The organism is Pseudomonas sp. 5Vm1k, assembly GCF_056161485.1.
Window position 1 is genome coordinate 140,333 of the sequence record NZ_JBSPCZ010000003.1, and the last position, 20,217, is coordinate 160,549.

Consider the following 20,217-nt stretch of genomic DNA (forward strand, 5'->3'; position numbering starts at 1 on the left):
ATCCGGTTTTATCCTACGTATTCAAGAGAAGCACCTGTCACCCCATGCGCATCGAACCTCGCCTGTTGCCCGACACCCTGCCATTCCTCGGTGATCTGCCACCGCTGCTGACCCGCCTGTACGCGGCGCGGGGCGTGCAGAGCGAGGCTGAACTGGACAAGAGCCTGGCGCGGCTGATTCCGTTTCAGCAGCTCAAGGGCATCGACGCGGCGGTGGATCTGCTGGTAACGGCCCTGGAACAGCGTCAGCGGATTCTGATCGTTGGCGACTTTGATGCCGATGGCGCCACCGCCAGTACCGTCGGCGTGCTTGGTTTGCGCCTGCTAGGCGCGGCGCATGTCGATTATCTGGTGCCGAACCGTTTCGAGTATGGCTACGGCCTGACCCCGGAAATCGTCGAAGTGGCGCTGACCCGCACCCCGCAACTGCTGATCACCGTGGACAACGGCATTTCCAGCGTCGAAGGCGTGGCGGCGGCGAAAAAGGCCGGGCTCAACGTGCTGGTTACCGATCACCACTTGCCCGGCGATGAACTGCCGCTGGCTGATGCCATCGTCAATCCGAACCAGCCTGGTTGCGACTTTCCGAGCAAGGCGCTGGCCGGCGTCGGGGTGATTTTTTATGTGCTGATGGCACTGCGCGCACGCCTGCGCAGCCTCGGCTGGTACGAGAGCAAGCCGCAGCCGAACATCGGTGAATTACTGGATTTGGTAGCACTGGGCAGCGTCGCCGACGTGGTGCCGCTGGATGCCAATAACCGGATCCTGGTGCACCAAGGCCTGGAACGGATTCGCGCCGGTCGCGCCCGGCCGGGGATCAAGGCGATTCTCGAAGTCGCCAAGCGTGAGCCGGCGCGCATCACCTCTACCGATCTAGGGTTTATTGTCGGCCCGCGTTTGAATGCGGCAGGACGGTTGGATGACATGAGCCTGGGCATCGAATGCCTGCTTACCGAAGACGCCGGGCTTGCCCGTGAAATGGCGACCCAGCTCGACGGCATGAACCAGGACCGCAAATCCATCGAGCAGGGCATGCAGCGTGAAGCGCTGGCCCAGCTCAAGGATTTGCCGGTGGAATCGATGCCGTTCGGCTTGTGTCTGTTCGATCCCGAATGGCACCAGGGCGTCATCGGCATCCTCGCCTCGCGGATGAAAGAGCGCTATTTCCGTCCGACGATTGCCTTTGCCGACGCCGGCGATGGCTTGCTCAAGGGCTCGGGGCGGTCGGTCCAGGGCTTTCACATTCGCGATGCCTTGAGCGTGGTGGCGGCGCAGCATCCGAACCTGATCAGCAAGTACGGTGGACACGCGATGGCGGCCGGCTTGACCTTGCCGGAAGCGAATTTTCCGTTGTTCGCCGAAGCTTTTGACGCTGAAGTGCGTAGGCAATTGCGCGAGGAAGACCTGACCGGGCGCCTGCTGTCGGACGGTACGCTGGCCGTTGAGGAATTCCACTTGGAACTGGCCCGCGCCCTGCGTCACGCCGGCCCATGGGGACAGCACTTCCCGGAGCCGTTGTTCCATGGCGTGTTCCAGTTGGTCGAGCAGCGGGTGGTCGGCGAGCGGCACCTTAAAGTGGTGCTGAAAAGTGAATGTGGTTCGGTGAAGCTGGATGGCATCGCTTTTGGTATCGACCGCGATATCTGGCCGAATCCAACGATCAAATGGGTGGAATTGGCCTACAAACTTGATCTCAACGAGTTTCGCGGGAATGAGACGGTGCAGTTGATGATTGCCCATATCGAACCTCGATAGCGGGTGGATGCTTTTGTGGCGAGGGGGCTTGCCCCCGTTCGGCTGCGCAGCAGTCGTAAACCCTGTAATGGTGGTCTATCTAGTGGATGGTGGCGATCGATTTCGGGGTGGCTTCGCCACTCAACGGGGGCAAGCCCCCTCGCCACAGGTTCGCGTTGGCCTCCAAAATGGCGACCTTTCATTTCTTGAACCCTCCTTCATCCCCCGTTGTCGACTAGGCTCTAAGCACTGCTTGATTGGCCTTGTGACGTCTTGTCGAATTTTTTGCCCGCGGGGGCGGGTGCTGCACCTTTTCCTGTCACTCGTCGACTTTTCAAACAGAACCCTGGAGCCTGCCCACTGATTCGAGAGGTGCCCCATGAGTCTGCTGCTTGAACCCTATACCCTTCGCCAATTGACCCTGCTCAACCGCATTGCCGTATCGCCAATGTGCCAGTACTCCAGCGTCGATGGCCTGGCCAATGACTGGCACCTGGTCCACCTTGGCAGCCGCGCGGTCGGCGGGGCCGGTCTGATTTTTACCGAAGCCACGGCGGTCACTGCCGATGGCCGCATCACCGCTGAAGACCTCGGCCTGTGGAATGACGAACAGATCGAACCGCTGCAACGCATCACCCGTTTTATTGCCGCCCAAGGCGCCGTCGCCGGTATTCAACTGGCCCACGCCGGGCGCAAGGCCAGCACCCATCGGCCGTGGATCGGCAAGCACGGTAGCCTCAAACCCGACGACGGCGGCTGGACCCCGGTCGGGCCATCGCCGATTGCCTTCGATCCACAGCACACGCCGCCTAAACAGCTCGATGACGGGCAAATCGCTGAAGTCATCCAGGCCTTCGTCGATGCGGCCAAACGCGCATTGACCGCCGGTTTCAAAGTGGTCGAGATCCACGCCGCCCACGGTTATCTGTTGCACCAGTTTCTGTCGCCTCTGAGCAATCAGCGCCGCGACCAATATGGCGGCTCGTTCGAGAATCGCATTCGGCTGGTGCTGCAAGTCACCGAAGCGGTGCGCGCGGTCTGGCCTGAAGAGTTGCCGCTGTTTGTGCGGGTATCGGCCACCGATTGGGTGGAAGACGGCTGGAACCCGGATGAAACCGTGGAGCTGGCACGACGCCTCAAGGACCTGGGCGTGGATTTGATCGATGTCTCGTCGGGCGGTACGGCGGCCAACGCGGAAATTCCTACAGGCCCGGGTTATCAAACCCGCTTCGCTGAGCGCGTGCGTAAGGAGTCAGGCATTGCCACGGGCACCGTGGGCATGATTACCGAGCCGGCGCAGGCTGAGCACATCCTGCGGACCTGTCAGGCGGACATCATCTTCCTGGCTCGGGAGTTGTTGCGCGATCCATACTGGCCGCTGCATGCCGATGATGACCTGGGTGGGCGCAAAGCGGTGTGGCCGGCGCAGTATCAGCGGGCAACGCATCGCGATCAGCCGATTCATGAGTCGGATTTGCGGGACTGAATAGTGCTGTAAAAACAAAAAGCCCCGATCGGATTGATCGGGGCTTTTGTATATCCGGGCCGGGATGTTTGTTGCCTGTCCCGTCCTCTTCGCGGGCAAGCCTCGCTCCTACAGGTGGCAATGCAATCTCTGTAGGAGCGAGGCTTGCCCGCGAAGAGGCCCGCCCAGACGACCTTACCCTCAGGTGTACTTACGCTTCTCCGGCGCCGGCGGGAAGTACTGGTACAGCCAGGTTTCACTCAACGTCCGGTCATTGGTGCGAATAAACAACCGTAGCTCCACCGGCGCAACGCTGTCATTGGTCGGGAACCAGTCAAATGTGATCCGATAACCCTTGATGTCATCCAGCACCAGCACGTTGAAGTCCTTCACCTCGCCATTCGAGCAAGTAACCACGGGCTCGATCGCCGCACCTTCCGGCAACCGATCCAGGCCACCACCGGTGAAGTCCACGGCAAAGCGACGGGCCCAGACTTCCGGGTAATGCTCGCCCGGCGCCCAACCTTCGATAAACCCACCCATGCCCGAACGGGTCGCGTTGACCCGCGCCAGCGGCGTGCTGACCGGCGGCAATGCGCTCCAGTACAGCTTGTAGCCGTAGTTCAGGGAGTCACCGGCAGCCACTGGTTTCTTCGGCGTCCAGAACGCGACGATGTTATCCAGGGTTTCGCCGGTGGTAGGAATTTCCAGCAAGTCGATAGAGCCTTCGCCCCACGCGGTTGTCGGTTCTACCCACAGGCTCGGGCGCTTGCTGTACCAGTCGACGGTGTCTTGATAGCTGTCGAACTCGTGATCGGTCTGCACCAGGCCGAAACCTTTCGGGTCGGTGTCAGCGAAGGCGTTGAATTGCAGGGTCGCCGGGTTGTTCAGCGGACGGCAGATCCACTCGCCGTTACCGCGCCACATGGCCAGCCGATCGGAGTCGTGGATTTGCGGGTGAATGGTGTCGCACATGCGCCGCTCGTGGGTGCCGCAACTGAACATGCTGGTCATCGGCGAGATGCCCAGTTGCTCGATGGCGGTGCGCGCATTGATGTGCGCGTCGATGCCCATGACCACCTGACTGGCCTGGCAATCGATGTCGAAACGGTAAGCACCAGTGGCGCTCGGCGAATCGAGCAGGGCGTAGACCACGAAACGGGTGCTGTCCTTGTCCGGCGTCTCGAACCAGAACTTGGTGAAGTCCGGGAATTCCTCACGCTTTTTGGCGTAGGTATCGATCGCCAGACCGCGAGCCGACAGGCCATATTGGCCAGAAGCATCCACCGCACGGAAATAGCTGGCGCCGAGGAAGGACAGCACGTCGTGCTTGTCCAGCTCCGGAGCTTTGAACAACTTGAATCCGGAAAAGCCCAGGTCGGCGCCCAATTGCTTGGTGTCGACCGTGGTTTTTTCGTAGTTGAACAGCGACGGACGGAAATGCACTTCCCGCGCCTGACGCGTCTTGGGATCGACGCTGAACATGCGCACAGGCTGCTTGAAGCCCATGCCGACGTGGAAAAACTGCACGTCCAGCTGACCGTTCAGGTCATTCCACAGCGAATGCTTGCCGTCGTACTGGATCGCATTGAAGTTCTGCGGCGTCATGGTCGCCAGCGTCGGCGGCAGCACCTGCTTGGTGTCTTGATAACGATTGCCGGCGAGCTGCTTGGCCTGAATCTTCAGCGCTTCGAAGTCGAACGCCTGCGCGTCGCCATCCGCCGCGCCATTCCCGGCCCAGGCGCGAGAGGCCAGCAGGCCGGTGGCCGATAAACCGGTGTAGGCAGCGATAGCCATGGACGCTTTGAGCAAATTCCTGCGGTGCATAAGTACAACCTGTCGTGAACAATCCCGCGCCGTTCCTGGCACTGCTGGATCAAAAATGGAGGTTCGGACATGCCTTCGGCCAAACGCAACGGACTCTAAACAGATGCCAAATAGCTTAAACCGTTCGGTCCCGGAGAAAAAATGATTGATAGCACGACGATGTTGCAGCAATGAAACAAGACATGTCGGGGCACGTTTCCCACAGTACTTTCTGATTTATAGGGCATTTCTGCTTTTTTCGACTAATTACTCTAAAAACCACTTTTCAGCGCCGATTTAATTCCTATTCTATGGGCATGACCGGTTTCGGCCCTTCAGGCCGGTGGGTTCAGCAGGCACAGAGGCAACTGCTGAAAGAAGTGGGGCGATGCGGTTTTCTGAAGTTTTCTTTGACGTATTAAAAGGACATCGTCCATGTCGAAAGTACAAGGCATCACCGAACTGTTAGGGATATTTCCATTTCTGTCGAATGTAAGGCGCAGGCGTCGACTCAATTCGGAGGAGATGAAATTGGTGGAGCGGTATCGGGAGTTGTCCGAGAGTGATCGGATTGCGATGAGGTATCTGGTGGATGCGATGAGGAGTGTTTCGCGGTTTTGAACGGAGGTGGGTACAACAGGGGCGGGCTGCAAAGTCTGCCCCTTTTTCATTTATCCAGACACACCAGAATCCCTGTGGGAGCGGGCTTGCTCGCGAAGAGGGTGTGTCAGTCGACATAGATAGTGATTGACCCACCGCATTCGCGAGCAAGCCCGCTCCCACAGGTTTTGCATTTAGCTGGCCCTTAACTGCAAGTACCCATGATCTTGAATGGTCGCTGTACCTGCATCAGATCAGGCATATCCCGCCATTTGATCCAGGCCTGATGCTGCCAGTGCAGCAGCGGCACCGAGATGCCGGCCCATTGCAACGAACTCAGGCTTGGAATGTTATCCACAGATGCCGCGTCTGAATTACGCAGCATGGGGATGACTTCGTTGCTCAGCCATTGGCGCAGGTTTCGGTTTTCCGGGATGAAGTGGTGGACGAGAAGGGCGTACATACCTGATTCGCTGACCATCAGGGATTCGACGGTGTTGCCGCTTTTCAGCAGCCAGACGTTTCGGCGCTGATCGGGGTCGAGTTTCAGGGTGAGGCGTTCGTCCATTGGACGGCCCATCAGGCGACCGAGATCGTGGACGCAGAACCAGGCTTGGTTGTCTTGCATGAGTGCGTGGAGGAAGCGGTTGTGGCGGGTGAAGATTGTGGGGGTGAAATGAGGACGGATTTCAGGCTGATTTAATTTGTTATCAGGCATTTTTCGACTCCGAGCTGAAAAGGGAGCCGCCACTCAAAGGAGCGCGGTTGTGCCATGTTGAAGTGTTCCGGTTTCGACCCCGGGCCGCTGTTTTGCAACGACGAGGTGAGCCTATCGTGTAGGTGGACGAGGTGCCAAGTCTGCTCTGGCGCCGTGTGTTGTAGGAATTGGTGCTTTTACTGGAAGGCTCGGTCTGTAGGAATTTCCTGTTTTTGCGTCAGCGTCAGCGCCACGCGGCGTTCGACTGGAATCTCTGTTTTTCATTGCTATTGTCAAAAAGCGCCAAGGAAATTTCGGTGCTTAACGGACAGGCTTAACAATGGAGAATGCCTTGAAAGTATCCCTAAAACAGATACGTGGCCCTTGGGACCAAGGATGGGTGCTGGACAAGCACATGATAAGTAGTACCTTTCTAGGGGATGATGAGCACGGAAACCCACGCTTCGATAATCTCCGTACAGAGGTCGGACAAGCGACCTACCAGCTCAAATACCAGAAGGATTGGAGTCAGGTGAGCCCTCTTGCTCAAGCTGTAGCGACGAATGTTTTACCTAAGCTTGCTCAGGTAGGATTCGTAGTGCCTATGCCTGCCTCGAATGTCCGGGCTAGACAACCCGTTACCGAGGTTGCCGTCGAGTTAGGACGAATAATCGGAAAGCCTGTTTTCTCGGATTTACTCCGAAAGGCTGCTACGCGACAGTCGCTTAAAGATCTGCATTCCAAGGAGCAAAAGGTTGCTGCTATTGGCGCTAGCTTCAGTGTGAATGATGAAATTACCAATGCCGGCTGTTGGAATGTTTTGGTTGTTGATGATTTGTTTGACAGTGGCGCGTCAATGGATGCCGCCTGTGCGGTTTTACGTCAATATTCAAAAGTTGGAAAAATCTACGTCGCGGCATTAACTTGGAAATAAGATAGATGACAACTGTATTTATTGCTGGCTCTATTAATATCAAGCACCTTGATCCAAAGGTTAAAGAGCGTATCAATAATATCGTTGATTCAGAGTTTGATGTTGTGGTTGGCGATGCAGGCGGAGCCGATACATCTATTCAAGAATATCTACTGAGCCTGGCTCGATCCAAAACTACAATTTATTGCAGTGGCGTGACGCCTCGGAACAATCTTGGGGAATGGCCGGCTAAGACAGTGGAAACCAAACACTCCAAGGGATCGCGAGCATTTTTTACGGCGAAGGATGTAGTGATGGCCGAGGCTGCGGATTACGGCTTGATGATATGGGACGCAAAAAGTACCGGAACACTGAGTAACGTAATTGAGCTGTTGTCCCGAAAGAAAAAGTCGCTCGTTTTTGTTAATAAGGAAAAAGCCTTCAAGGTGGTTGGGAATGTGAGTCAGCTTGAGGAACTTGTTGCCTTCATGTCGGATGACGCTAAACGAAAAGCAGATGAGAAAATCAAGCTTTTTGATCGCATTTCTTTGCTGAAACACGATCAAGCAGAACTGTTGCTTTGATAGTTTTATCTTCAATCCATCGGCGTAGTTAACTCCCCTTTCCCTGGCTGCGTGAGAAAGGGGAGTATTTCGATATCAGCCTTACCGACTAACCTTCCAAGCATCCCCCGCAGGCGCAGTCCCGTGGTCGTACGGCTTGGCAATCAACATGTAGATCAACCCCAAGCCAATCACAATCGCCGTGCTCAGCACCATCGCATAATTGATGTACCAAGCCGCATCCGGCGTACGCGGCCAGGCCATGTTGATGATCGCACCGACGCCATAAACCAGCGCACCGATGTTCACCGGTAAACCCCATGCACCGAGGGTGAATTTGCCGCTCGGTTTCCAGCCTTTCATCCGTGCATACAGCGCCGCGAGGACGATCATCTGGAATGCCAGGTAAATCCCGATGGCCGCGAAGCTGACAATGGTCGCCACGGCATCTTGCAGGAAGAAACCAAGCGCGATGATCAATGCCGGCAGGACACCCGACACAAACAGCGCCGCAACCGGCACTTGGGTTGTAGGAGAAATCTTCTTCAGCAGTGTGCTGCCGATGACCATTTCGTCCCGAGCGTAGGAGTACAGCAGACGACTCGCCGCCGCTTGTAGGCTGATGACGCAGGAGATGAAGGAAATCATCACCACGCCCATCACCACTTTCGAACCCACCGGGCCGAAGGCGTTGTTGAGGATGGTGGTGACCGGGTCTTTGTCGGTGCCGTTGATCACGGCTTGCATGTCGGGCACGGCGAGGATCAGTGCCAGGCAGGCGAACATCGCCGAGATGCCGCCGATGTAGATGGTCATGCGCATGGCAATCGGGATTTGTTTACTCGGGTTCGGGGTTTCTTCGGCGACGTCGCCGCAGGCTTCGAAGCCGTAGTACAGGAACATCCCGGCCAGCGAGGCGGTGAGGAAGGCCGGCAGGTACGAGCCGTCGATGCGGATGTCGAAGGTGTTGAACAACACGCTGATCGGTTGATGACGTTCGAAGATCAGCAAGTAGACGCCGACGATCACTGCGCCGATCAGTTCGCAAAGGAAGCCGAACATGGCGATCCGCGCCAGCACTTTGGTGCCGCTGAGGTTGACCAATGTGGCGAACAACGTCAGGAACAGCGCGATGACGATGTTGGTGTTGTTGCTCGGTTCAAAACCCATCATCGCGGCGAGGTACGGACCGGCGCCGACGGCAACGGCGGCGATGGTCACGCACAGGGCGATGGAGTAGATCCAGCCAACCATCCACGCCCATTTTTTGCCGACCAAACGGCGCGCCCACGGGTAGACGCCGCCGGAGATCGGGAATTGCGAAACCACTTCGCCGAAGATCAGGCACACCAGTAACTGGCCGCAACCGACCAGCAAGTAGGCCCAGAACATCGGTGGCCCGCCCGCGGCGAGGCACAGGCCGAACAGGGTATAAACCCCTACGACTGGCGAGAGATAGGTGAAGCCCAGGGCGAAGTTTTCCCACAGGCTCATGCTGCGGTTGAAGTTCGAGGTGTAGCCCAGCTTGCGCAGTTGCTCGGCATCGCTGTCGGCAACGGCGGGGGAGAGTTCGGGTAATGCACTCATGGTCTGTCAGCTCCGGAAAATCGGCAGATTTCGGATGTCCGAAACCGTGGCGGGGCCTTGGCGGCGCTGCCCGGGTCGGTGGTTATTGTTTTGGTTTGTCTGGGGTTGAGCCTGGTGGTGCAGGTGCCGGTTTCTTCCTTGATGTTGCGGTGAGGCCTTCGCGGGCAAGCCTCGCTCCTACAGGGGAATGCATTCCAAATGTAGGAGCGAGGCTTGCCCGCGAAGCTGTTAATGCTTGAACATCACATGCCGAACGACGGTGTAGTCCTCCAGCCCATACATGGACATGTCCTTCCCGTAGCCGGACAATTTCTGACCGCCGTGGGGCATTTCGCTGACCAGCATGAAGTGCGTATTCACCCAGGTGCAGCCGTACTGCAAGCGCGCGGCCAGGCGATGGGCGCGACCGACATCCGAGGTCCAGACCGACGATGCCAGGCCGTAGTCCGAATCGTTGGCCCAGCCCAACACCTGGGCTTCATCGGTGAACTTGGTCACAGAGACCACCGGCCCGAACACTTCGAGACGCACGATCTCGTCGTCCTGTTGTGCGTCAGCCAAAACCGTCGGTTCAAAAAAGAAACCATTACCTTCCACGGCTTTGCCGCCCGTGACCAAACGGATGTGCGACTGCGCCACAGCACGCTCGACAAACCCGGCCACGCGGTCGCGATGTTGTGCTGTGATCAGCGGGCCCAACTCGGTCGCTGGGTCATCCTGCAAGCCGTACTTGATGCTGCTGACCGCTGCGCCGAGCTTCTCGACGAATTTTTCGTAGATGCCTGCTTGCGCATAGATGCGGCAAGCGGCGGTGCAATCCTGCCCGGCGTTGTAGAAGCCAAAAGTACGAATACCTTCCACGGCGGCGTCGATATCGGCGTCGTCGAAGATGATCACTGGAGCCTTGCCGCCCAGTTCCATGTGCATGCGTTTGACGCTGTCGGCGGTGCTGGAAATGATGTTCGCACCAGTGGCGATGGAACCGGTCAGCGAGACCATGCGCACTTTCGGGTGCGTGACCAGCGGACTGCCAACCGTAGGACCGCGACCGAACACCAGATTGAGTACGCCCGCCGGGAAAATATCCGACGCCAATTCCACCAGACGCAACGCGGTCAGCGGGGTTTGTTCCGACGGCTTGAGCACCACGGTATTACCGGCGGCGAGGGCCGGGGCGATTTTCCAGGCGACCATCATCAGCGGGTAGTTCCACGGAGCGATGGAGGCGATCACGCCCACCGGGTCGCGGCGGATCATCGAGGTGTGGCCGGCCAGGTATTCACCGCCTGCCGAACCGCTCATGCAACGGCTGGCGCCGGCGAAGAAACGGAACACGTCGGCAATCGCCGGGATCTCGTCGTTCAACGCAGCACTGTAGGGTTTGCCGCAGTTGTCCGACTCCAGTTTGGCCAGCTCTTCGCCGTGGGCTTCGATGGCGTCGGCGAGTTTGAGCAGCAGCAGCGAACGTTCTTTCGGCGGGGTTTGCGACCAGGCTTCGAAGGCGTTGTCGGCGGCGCGCACGGCGGCATCGACCTGGGCTTCGCTGGCTTCGTTGATTTCTACCAGTACGCGACCCAACGCAGGGTTGAACACCGGTTGGGCGGGGCCTTCGCCGTCGATCAGTTGGCCGTTGATCAAGAGTTTGGTTTGCATGGTTTGTGTCCTCATTGCAGCTTTTATTGTTCTGTCGGAACCGGATCAATGTGGGAGCGGGCTTGCTCGCGAAGAGGCCATTACATTCAACATTGATGTTGGCTGAACCACCGCTTTCGCGAGCAAGCCCGCTCCCACAGGTAATAGTCGTTGTCAGTGATTGATCTATTTCCCGCCACTACCCGCCACACTCTCGCCACCCCGTGTCAGGTAATAGGCGCCGAGGATCGGCAGCATGGTCACCATCATCACCAGCATCGCGACGACGTTGGTCACCGGCACGTCCCGTGGGCGGCTGAGCTGGTTGAGCAGCCACAGCGGCAGGGTGCGTTCATGGCCGGCGGTGAAGGTGGTGACGATGATTTCGTCGAACGACAGCGCAAACGCGAGCATGCCGCCGGCCAGCAGCGCCGAGCCGAGGTTTGGCAGGATGATGTAGCGAAAGGTCTGCCAGCCGTCGGCGCCAAGATCCATTGAGGCTTCGATCAGGCTGTGTGAAGTACGGCGCAACCGGGCGATGACGTTGTTGTAGACGATCACCACGCAGAAGGTCGCGTGGCCGACGATGATGGTGAACATCCCCGGCTCGATCCCCAGCGTCTTGAAGGTCGCCAGCAGCGCGATCCCGGTGATGATCCCCGGCAGCGCAATCGGCAGGATCAGCATCAGCGAGATGCCTTGCTTGCCGAAGAATTCCCGGCGGTACAACGCCGCCGACGCGAGCGTGCCGAGGACCATCGCAATCAGCGTGGCGATGGCGGCGATTTCGGCCGAGAGCTTGATCGCTTCCAGCACGTCGGGCCGCGAAAACGCCACGCTGAACCACTTCAGGGTGAAGCCCTTCGGTGGGAAGCTGAACGCCGCGTCTTCGGTGTTGAAGGCATAGAGGAAGATGATCAGGATCGGGAAGTGCAGAAACACCAACCCGCCCCAGGCTGCGATTTTCAGGCCCAGGGACGCTTGATCGCCTTGTTTCACGGGTTTAGAGCGCATCGAAGGCCCCCAGTCGTTTGACGATGGTCAGGTAAACGGCGATCAACACAATTGGCACCAGCGTGAACGCAGCGGCCATCGGCATGTTGCCAATCGCACCTTGCTGGGCGTACACCATGCTGCCGACGAAGTACCCCGGCGGTCCGACCAGTTGCGGCACGATGAAGTCACCCAAGGTCAGGGAGAAGGTGAAGATCGAACCGGCGGCGATGCCCGGAATCGACAGCGGCAAAATCACCTGCATAAAGGTCTGGCGCGGCTTGGCGCCAAGGTCCGCCGAGGCTTGCAGCAAGGACGGCGGCAAGCGTTCCAGCGAAGCCTGGATCGGCAGGATCATGAACGGCAGCCAGATGTAGACGAACACCATGAAACGCCCAAGGTGCGAGGTCGACAAGGTGCTGCCGCCGACGCCGGGAATCCCGAGCACAAACTGCAGAATCGGCTCCAGCCCCAAGTGTTGAACGAACCACTGCGCCACGCCGCCCTTGGCCAGCAGCAAGGTCCAGGCGTAGGCCTTGACGATGTAACTGGCCCACATCGGCAGCATCACCGCGATGTAGAAAAACGCCTTGGTCTTGCCGGTGGTGTAGCGCGCCATGTAGTAGGCAATCGGGAACGCGACAATGGCGCTGGCAATCGACACCACGATCGCCATGCTCAGCGTGCGCAGGATGATGTCGAAGTTCGACGGCTGGAACAGCGCGGCAAAGTTCGCCAGGGTCAGGTCGGGGGTGACCGCCATGGTGAAGTCGTCGAAGGTGTAGAAACCCTGCCACAACAGCACCAGCAACGAGCCGAGATAAATCGCGCCGAACCATAGCAGTGGCGGCACCAGCAGCAGCGCCAGGTAAAAGTTCGGCCGGCGATACAGCAGGTTGGAAAACCGCCGCAACGGCGAGCCGTTGGCCCGGGTTTGAGAAATTGCCAAGGTGTTCATTTCACACCCCGCCGACAACAGTGTCGTGCAACGGAATCATCGCCTCGCGAGCCCAGCGTGCATTGATGCGCTGCCCGGTCTGGTGTTGGGCGCTGGTGTCCAGCCACTGGACGTTGGCCTGGCTGATGTTCAGGGTCTGGCCGTTTTCCAGTTTCACTTCGTAGCGGGTGGCACTGCCCTGGTACTGGATGTCGTGGAGCAAGCCGCTGACTTCGATCTCATGACTGGCCAGCGGACCTTCGGCAAAACGCACGTGTTCCGGACGAATCGAAAACGGCTGCGGATTGCCGCTCAACTGTTTGGCCAGATCGCCGCGAATCACGTTGGAGGTTCCGACGAATTCTGCAACGAACGTAGTCGCCGGTTTCATGTAGAGGTTGCGCGGGGTGTCGACCTGTTCGATGCGCCCCTTGTTGAACACCGCCACGCGGTCGGACATCGACAGTGCTTCGGTCTGGTCGTGGGTGACGAAAATGAAGGTGATGCCGAGTTGGCGTTGCAACTTCTTCAACTCGCTTTGCATCTGTTCGCGCAGCTTCAGGTCCAGCGCGCCGAGAGGTTCGTCGAGCAGCAACACGCGCGGACGATTGACCAGGGCGCGGGCCAGGGCCACACGCTGGCGCTGACCACCGGACAGTTGCACCGGTTTGCGCTCGCCGTAGCCCCCGAGGGCGACCATGTCGAGGGCTTCTTCGGCGCGTTTCAGGCGTTCGGCCTTGCCGACGCCTTTGACTTTCAAACCGTAGGCGACGTTGTCGCGAACGTTCATGTGCGGGAACAGCGCGTAATCCTGAAACACGGTGTTCACGTCACGCTGATACGGCGGCAGCCCGGCGGCTTCTTCGCCGTGAATACGGATCGAGCCTGCACTCGGTTGTTCGAACCCGGCGATCAGGCGCAGGCACGTGGTTTTGCCCGAGCCGGAAGGGCCAAGCATGGAAAAGAACTCGCCGTCCTGGATATCGATGGAAACCCGGTCAACGGCCTTCACTTCGCCGAACTGCCGGGAAACGTTGGTGAACTGGACTGCAAGCGTCATGGTGCGGTGCTCCGAAAAGGCAAAGGTCGTCGCGGCGACCCCTGCCTGGACTTCTGGAAAAACTGAATTGTTGCGGTGTACTCGATCTGCTTTTAGCTCCCTCTCCCTCCGGGAGAGGGCGGGGGGTGAGGGCAGCGATTTTGGCCCTTATCCAAAATTTCGAGGCAGCCTCAAAAGCCACCCCTCACCCCAGCCCTCTCCCCAAGGGGGAGAGGGGGAAAGGGAGCAGACCGAGTCGTGTCCGAGATCTATCTGCCGCCCATAATCGCGATGTAATCCTGGGTCCAGCGGCTGTACGGCACGAACTTGCCGCCTTCAGCTTGCGGGGTTTTCCAGAAGGCCAGGTTGTCGAACTGAGCGTAACCATTGGCCGCACACCCTTCGGCGCCCAGCAGTTCGCTGGATTTACAGCCTTCGGCCACTGCAGGCAGCGAGCCGAACCACGCAGCGACGTCACCCTGAACCTTCGGTTGCAGCGACCAATCCATCCACTTGTAAGCGCAGTTCGGGTGCTTGGCGTCGACGTGCATCATGGTGGTGTCCACCCAACCGGTTGCACCTTCCTTTGGAATCACAGAAGCCACCGGCTGCTTGTCGGCTACCAGCCCATTGACCATGTAGCCCCAAGTGCTGGACGCCACCACGCCTTCGTTTTTGACGTCGCTCATCTGTACGGTCGCGTCATGCCAGTAACGGTGGATCAACGGCTGCTGTTTGCGAAGCAGGTCCAGCGCCGCTTTGTATTGCACCTCGGTGAGCTCGTACGGGTTCTTGATGCCCAGTTCCGGCTTGGTCGATTTGAGATAGAGCGCCGCATCGGCGATATAGATCGGGCCGTCATAGGCTTGCACACGACCCTTGTTGGACTTGCCGTCGGGCAGGGTCTGCTCTTCGAACACCACACTCCAGCTGTCCGGGGCTGTTTTGAATACATTGGTGTTGTACATCAACACGTTCGGGCCCCATTGATAGGGCGTTCCGTAGGCCTGTTTATTGACGACGTACCAAGGTCCGTCCTTAAGACGCGGGTCAATGTTCTTCCAGTTCGGGATCAACGCGGTGTTGATCGGCTGCACCCGCTTGCCAACGATCAACCGCAACGACGCATCGCCGGACGCCGTTACCAAGTCGTACCCACCCTTGGCCATCAGGCTGACCATTTCATCGGAGGTCGCGGCGGTTTTTACATTGACCTTGCAGCCGGTTTCCTTCTCGAAACCGGTGACCCAGTCGTAGGCCTTGTCGCTCTCGCCACGTTCGATGTAGCCAGGCCAAGCGACGATATCCAGCTGACCTTCGCCGGCACCGACGACTTTCAGCGGTTCGGCGGCCTGGATACTGGCACTGGCGAGCAATGCAGTGGTGATTGCACTGAGCAGTGCGGTCTTGTGCACGAACATGGGGTTTCCCTCTTCTTTAATTATGGTCGGGGCAGTTGTGAACGTGGTGAAGCATGCCGTTGGCTGCTTGTTATTAGCGTAGTCAGAGATGCTGGCCGTGGCGGGCCATGATGTGCCGCACCACGCTGTAGTCCTGAAGCGAATCGCTGGATAAGTCTTTGCCGTAGCCCGAACGCTTCAGGCCGCCATGGGGCATTTCGCTGACCAGCATGAAATGGCTGTTGATCCAGGTGCAGCCGTACTGCAAGCGCGCCGCGACCTGCATGGCCTTGTCGAGGTTCTGGGTCCAGACCGATGAGGCGAGGCCGTATTCCGAATCGTTGGCCCAGTCCACGGCTTGTTCGAGTTCATCGAAACGGGTGACGGTGACCACCGGTCCGAACACTTCGCGCTGGACGATCTCATCGCTCTGTTTGCAACCGGCGAGCAAGGTCGGCTGGTAATAGAAGCCGGCACCGGAGTGCACTGCGGCGCCGGTGACGCGTTCGATGTGCGGCTGGCCGAGGGCACGTTCGACGAAACTGGCCACACGGTCGCGTTGACGGGTGCTGATCAGCGGGCCGATTTCGTTGTCGGCGTCGCGTTTACCGGCGAAACGCAGGCTGCTGACCGCTGCGCCCAATTCCGCCACCAAACGGTCGTGAATTCCGGCCTGTGCGTAAATCCGGCACGCGGCGGTGCAGTCCTGGCCGGCGTTGTAATAACCGTAGGTGCGCACGCCTTCGACCACCGCTTGAATGTCCGCGTCGTTGCAGACAATCACCGGGGCCTTGCCGCCGAGTTCGAGGTGGGTGCGCTTCAGGGTTTTCGCCGCAGCCTGGAGGATTTTTTGCCCGGTGACGATATCGCCGGTCAACGACACCATGCGCACTTTCGGGTGACTGACCAAGTGACTACCGACGCCTTCACCGCCGCCACAGACAATGTTGATCACCCCGCGCGGCAGGATTTCCGCCAGTGCTGGCGCCAGGGCCAGGATCGACAGTGGCGTGTGTTCGGACGGTTTGAACACCAGCGTGTTGCCGGCGGCGAGGGCCGGGGCGATTTTCCACGCGGCCATCATGATCGGGTAGTTCCACGGCGCGATGGAGGCGACGACCCCGATAGGATCGCGCCGCACCATGCTGGTGTAACCCGGCAGGTATTCGCCGCTGAGCTGGCCGGTCTGGCAACGCACCGCGCCAGCAAAGAAACGAAACACATCAACCGTGGCGCTCAAATCATCCTGACGGGCCAGGTGCAACGGCTTGCCACAGTTCAGGGATTCGAGGCGGGCGAGCAGGTCGGCGTTTTTTTCGATGGCGTTGGCGATGTCCAGCAACAGGTTGGAGCGTTGCTGCGGCGTGGTACGCGACCAACTGGCAAAGGCGCGGTGGGCGGCGAGGATCGCGGCTTCGACTTGCTCGGTGCTGGCTTCGGCGATGTGGGTCAGCACTTCCCCGGTGGCCGGGTTGAGGATCGGCTCGACAAAGCCCTGGCCTGCGACCAATTCGCCATCGATCAATAACGCGGTGAACAGCGGGGTCTGCGCGCCAGCCATTTTTCGGGTTCTCTTTTCTTGTGTGGCCATGGTGCTCCCAGTGACTGGGGCCCGGCCGTCTTATAAAGATGTAACAAGACTAGTGCTCAGGCCCGAGGTCGACAAATTCTTAATACTGAAGGTGGCGTTCGATTAAATAGATGGCTTGCGCCCGCCGTGAGGCTGCTCGCGGGCGACGGTCAGGAACGGATCGACCAGCGCCGGTCGCGCGGTGCCACGGCGCCAGGCCAGGCCGACGTCGAGGGTCTGACTGAGATCGGCGATGGGCCGGGCTTCAATGATGTCGCCCTCCAGTGACCACGGGCGGTAGGTCATGTCGGGCTGGATCGACACACCCAATCCTGCCGCGACCAGGCTTCGCACGGCTTCCGTGGATGCGGTCCTCAGCGTGATGCGCGGTTGCAGCGAGGCCGCCGACCACATGCGTTGGGCGTTGCGGTCCATTTCATCGACGTTCAGTTGAATCAGTGGCTCTCGCGTCACGTCGGCGAGGTTGATGCTGTCGTGTTCCAGCGACGGATGCTGGGCTGGTAGCCACAAGCGGTGGGGAGAGTGGGTGAGGACTTCGGTCTGCAACGCGTGGCGGTCTTCGAGGTTGGAGAGGATCAGCACGCCGACATCGATCTCGCCGCTGACCAGCAAATGCTCGATGTACGGCCGCTCGTCTTCCATCACCCGGATTTCGACATTGGGATAAGCACGCTGGAACCGGGTGAGCAAATCCGCCAGATAGTAACCGGCGACGAGGCTGGTCACGCCGATGATCAACTGCCCGGCAACCTGATCGGTGCTTTGTTGCAGGCTGCGTTTGGCGTTATCCACGGTGGCGAGAATCAGGTGCGCCTGACGTAGGAATTGATGACCCTGGTGCGTCAGGGTCATGCCTTTGGCGTGTCGGTTGAACAGGCTGACGCCGATTTCCTGCTCCAGTTGCTGGATCGCCAGGGTCAGGGTGGATTGGGAAATAAACGCGGTTTGCGCGGCGGCGGAGATCGAGCCGGTCTCGGCCACGGCGATGAAATGACGGATCTGACGCAAGGTCATCATGTGGAAAGTACCCGGTGGGCGGTTTTTATAGATTTGTTCGAGTGTATATCTTTTTAATCGATGGCCCAGGTTGAGGCCTAGGCAAGCGGGCAACATCTGGAAGCACTCTCACGGGCAGGTTGCGGGCACTTTCGATCTAGGCTGGTGGCCTGAATGATCCGGTTACCCCGAATTCGTGGAGGCAGCAAATGAACACCCGTGGATTGCTCGATCAGCTACTCAAGTCCGGTCAGGACATGTTGCAGAACAAGACTGGCGGCCATCAGAACAAGGCCTCTGGCGGTGGGCGGGGCGGTTTGCTCGGCGGCAGCGGTGGCTCGGGTGGCCTCGGTGGTTTGCTGTCGGGCGCGGGTGGCGGTGCATTGGCGGCTGGCGCGATGGGGCTGCTGATGGGTAGCAAGAAAGTCCGCAAGGTGGGCGGTAAGGTTGCTATCTACGGAGGCCTCGCGGCATTGGGCGTAATTGCCTACAAGGCTTACGGCAACTGGCAGGCCCAGCAGGGCACTGCGGCGAAGACTGAGCCACAAACCGTCGACCGCTTGCCGGCCGCGCAGGTCGAATTGCACAGCCAGGCGATTCTCAAGGCGTTGGTGGCAGCGGCCAAGGCTGACGGCCATGTCGATGAGCGCGAGCGCGCGTTGATCGAAGGCGAATTCACCAAGCTTGATAACGACCAGGAACTGCAGCACTGGCTGCACGCCGAACTCAACAAACCCCTCGACCCAAGCGACGTCGCCCGCGCCGCCAGCACCCCGGAAATGGCCGCCGAGATGTACATCGCCAGTGTGATGCTGGTGGATGAGGAGAACTTCATGGAGAAGTCCTACCTTGATGAACTGGCGCGGCAGTTGAAACTGGAACCGGGGTTTAAGGCTGAACTGGAGAAGCAGGTGCGGCAGGCTTCCTTGTAAATTTTGAAATTGCCTTCGCGGGCAAGGCGGATCGTCGCACCGCAACACATCCATCCCCAATGACCAATCCACGGCCCATTTCTGCCGATACGCCACTGGCACTCCTTCCCCGAGATAGGGGAAAGTCCCCGCTCTACACCGCTGCCTGCAACGGCACGGAAACCTGATATTGCCGACGCCAAAGCGCGGTATCGCAAAGGATGCAACGCATGACCTCGCAGAATCGCCTGACGCACCTGGATGCCCTGAGAGGCATCGCTGCGATGATGGTCGTGGTGGCTCACTTCATCGAACGGACACCGCTCAAGGACACCTTCTTTTTCACCTATGTGAACCTTGGGCAAATGGGTGTCGTCATCTTTTTCCTGCTCAGCGGAATGGTCATTCCCTATAGCCTGAAACAAGGGAAACATCCGCTGGTTGCCTTTGGCATTTCCAGATTCTTCAGGTTGTACCCGGCTTACTGGTTTTCCATTGCGCTGGCCGTGATCAGTTCGTACTGCTTCTTATCGACGCCGGTCCCGGTCAATAACGTGCTGATCAACATGACGATGTTTCAGGCGCTCTTGGGTGCGCCTGATTTATTTGGCGTCTATTGGACACTGATCATGGAGATGTTCTTTTATATGTCCTGCGCCGCGTTATTTAGCGTCGGCTTGCTGGGACGTATCTCCGTACGATTTGGCGTGGCAGTCGGGTTGTTGGTTGTGGCGCTGGTTTTTTCGATCGCCAGGTTCTATCTGGCGAAGAAAATTCCGGTGGGATTGCCTTTATGCCTGTCGATCATGTTCTTTGGCAGTTTCTGGCGAGACGTCAGTCTGGGCTCCACCAACAAGCTGGATCGCCAGTACGTCTATGTGTGGCTCGCACTGTTCTTCGTCTTTCTGCCTTTCATTTGTTTTCTCGCCTATAACGCCAATTATGGGCATAACGAAAATCCTTACTCGTACTGGGCCAGCTACCTCGCAGGGATGACGTTTGCTATCGCCATGACCCTGTTTTTGCGCCGACCAATAAAAAGCCTGACCTATCTGGGCACCATCAGTTATTCGGTTTATCTCGTGCATCCCTTCTTCCTGGAGTGGGCGGCGTACACAACAAACCTGCCCGCGGCGTTCAACGTGGGCGTTTTCCTGTTGTACATCCTGGCAACGCTCGCGCTATCGAGCATCAGCTACGCCTTGTTGGAAAAGCCCTGCGTCAGCCTCGGAAGAACCCTGAATAAAAGGTTGCAGACCGGCGCCACACCCCGTGTGCCGCCGCTGAATACACCGGCAAGCGACAGCAGCGCTGGAAGGTAGCGGCGGCAGAATGAGAACTGGCAGGCCTGGCG

General features: G+C 58.7%; 17 protein-coding genes. 7 read left to right on the forward strand and 10 right to left on the reverse strand.

Annotated elements, in window-relative coordinates:
- Window positions 1-44 precede the first annotated feature (44 nt).
- Both recJ and ACWIKB_RS07140 read left to right on the forward strand, forming a co-directional pair.
- Entirely contained in the window at window positions 45-1,754 is a 1,710-nt protein-coding gene (recJ, locus tag ACWIKB_RS07135; RefSeq protein ID WP_475265964.1) for a single-stranded-DNA-specific exonuclease RecJ, read from the forward strand.
- 358 nt (window positions 1,755-2,112) lie between these two features.
- Window positions 2,113-3,219: an NADH:flavin oxidoreductase/NADH oxidase gene (locus ACWIKB_RS07140; RefSeq protein ID WP_475265965.1), complete on the forward strand. Its 1,107-nt coding sequence runs from the start codon at window positions 2,113-2,115 to the stop codon at window positions 3,217-3,219.
- A 180-nt stretch (window positions 3,220-3,399) separates the two neighbouring features.
- Here the strand turns inward: ACWIKB_RS07140 and ACWIKB_RS07145 are convergent, their stop codons facing one another.
- Window positions 3,400-5,025: a glucan biosynthesis protein D gene (locus ACWIKB_RS07145; protein WP_475265966.1), complete on the reverse strand. Its 1,626-nt coding sequence runs from the start codon at window positions 5,023-5,025 to the stop codon at window positions 3,400-3,402.
- Window positions 5,026-5,439: 414 nt separating this feature from the next.
- On the opposite strand from ACWIKB_RS07145, the gene ACWIKB_RS07150 reads away from it, so the two are divergent.
- Entirely contained in the window at window positions 5,440-5,625 is a 186-nt protein-coding gene (locus tag ACWIKB_RS07150) for a hypothetical protein (protein WP_054047310.1), read from the forward strand.
- A 184-nt stretch (window positions 5,626-5,809) separates the two neighbouring features.
- Here the strand turns inward: ACWIKB_RS07150 and ACWIKB_RS07155 are convergent, their stop codons facing one another.
- Entirely contained in the window at window positions 5,810-6,322 is a 513-nt protein-coding gene (locus ACWIKB_RS07155) for a BRO-N domain-containing protein (RefSeq protein ID WP_475265967.1), read from the reverse strand.
- 331 nt (window positions 6,323-6,653) lie between these two features.
- Here ACWIKB_RS07155 and ACWIKB_RS07160 point away from each other — a divergent pair, with 331 nt between their 5' ends.
- Entirely contained in the window at window positions 6,654-7,235 is a 582-nt protein-coding gene (locus tag ACWIKB_RS07160) for a ComF family protein (RefSeq protein ID WP_475265968.1), read from the forward strand.
- 5 nt (window positions 7,236-7,240) lie between these two features.
- Window positions 7,241-7,798 carry a hypothetical protein gene (locus ACWIKB_RS07165; RefSeq protein WP_475265969.1) on the forward strand — a complete coding sequence of 186 codons (558 nt, stop codon included), beginning with the start codon at window positions 7,241-7,243 and terminating at the stop codon, window positions 7,796-7,798.
- An 81-nt stretch (window positions 7,799-7,879) separates the two neighbouring features.
- Here the strand turns inward: ACWIKB_RS07165 and ACWIKB_RS07170 are convergent, their stop codons facing one another.
- The 8 genes from ACWIKB_RS07170 to ACWIKB_RS07205 all read right to left on the reverse strand — a co-directional run bounded on the left by ACWIKB_RS07170 (window position 7,880) and on the right by ACWIKB_RS07205 (window position 17,973).
- Window positions 7,880-9,364 (reverse strand): APC family permease, encoded by a 1,485-nt coding sequence (locus ACWIKB_RS07170; protein WP_475265970.1) that lies wholly within the window; start codon window positions 9,362-9,364, stop codon window positions 7,880-7,882.
- A 228-nt stretch (window positions 9,365-9,592) separates the two neighbouring features.
- Window positions 9,593-11,017: a gamma-aminobutyraldehyde dehydrogenase gene (locus ACWIKB_RS07175; protein WP_475265971.1), complete on the reverse strand. Its 1,425-nt coding sequence runs from the start codon at window positions 11,015-11,017 to the stop codon at window positions 9,593-9,595.
- 165 nt (window positions 11,018-11,182) lie between these two features.
- Window positions 11,183-12,010 (reverse strand): ABC transporter permease, encoded by an 828-nt coding sequence (locus ACWIKB_RS07180; protein ID WP_475265972.1) that lies wholly within the window; start codon window positions 12,008-12,010, stop codon window positions 11,183-11,185.
- Window positions 12,000-12,947, reverse strand: coding sequence for an ABC transporter permease (locus ACWIKB_RS07185; RefSeq protein ID WP_475265973.1), 948 nt, complete (start codon window positions 12,945-12,947; stop codon window positions 12,000-12,002). The genes ACWIKB_RS07180 and ACWIKB_RS07185 overlap by 11 nt, the downstream gene beginning before the upstream one ends.
- A 1-nt stretch (window position 12,948) precedes the next feature.
- Entirely contained in the window at window positions 12,949-13,986 is a 1,038-nt protein-coding gene (locus ACWIKB_RS07190; protein ID WP_475265974.1) for an ABC transporter ATP-binding protein, read from the reverse strand.
- 248 nt (window positions 13,987-14,234) lie between these two features.
- A complete protein-coding gene (gene ydcS, locus ACWIKB_RS07195) occupies window positions 14,235-15,386 on the reverse strand; it encodes a putative ABC transporter substrate-binding protein YdcS (RefSeq protein ID WP_475265975.1) in 1,152 nt (383 codons plus the stop codon).
- An 82-nt stretch (window positions 15,387-15,468) separates the two neighbouring features.
- Window positions 15,469-16,926: a gamma-aminobutyraldehyde dehydrogenase gene (locus ACWIKB_RS07200; protein ID WP_054616034.1), complete on the reverse strand. Its 1,458-nt coding sequence runs from the start codon at window positions 16,924-16,926 to the stop codon at window positions 15,469-15,471.
- Between the two features lie 132 nt (window positions 16,927-17,058).
- Window positions 17,059-17,973 (reverse strand): LysR family transcriptional regulator, encoded by a 915-nt coding sequence (locus tag ACWIKB_RS07205; protein WP_475265976.1) that lies wholly within the window; start codon window positions 17,971-17,973, stop codon window positions 17,059-17,061.
- 188 nt (window positions 17,974-18,161) lie between these two features.
- On the opposite strand from ACWIKB_RS07205, the gene ACWIKB_RS07210 reads away from it, so the two are divergent.
- Both ACWIKB_RS07210 and ACWIKB_RS07215 read left to right on the forward strand, forming a co-directional pair.
- A complete protein-coding gene (locus ACWIKB_RS07210) occupies window positions 18,162-18,884 on the forward strand; it encodes a tellurite resistance TerB family protein (RefSeq protein WP_475265977.1) in 723 nt (240 codons plus the stop codon).
- A 209-nt stretch (window positions 18,885-19,093) separates the two neighbouring features.
- Window positions 19,094-20,185 (forward strand): acyltransferase family protein, encoded by a 1,092-nt coding sequence (locus ACWIKB_RS07215; RefSeq protein ID WP_475265978.1) that lies wholly within the window; start codon window positions 19,094-19,096, stop codon window positions 20,183-20,185.
- Window positions 20,186-20,217 lie beyond the last annotated feature (32 nt).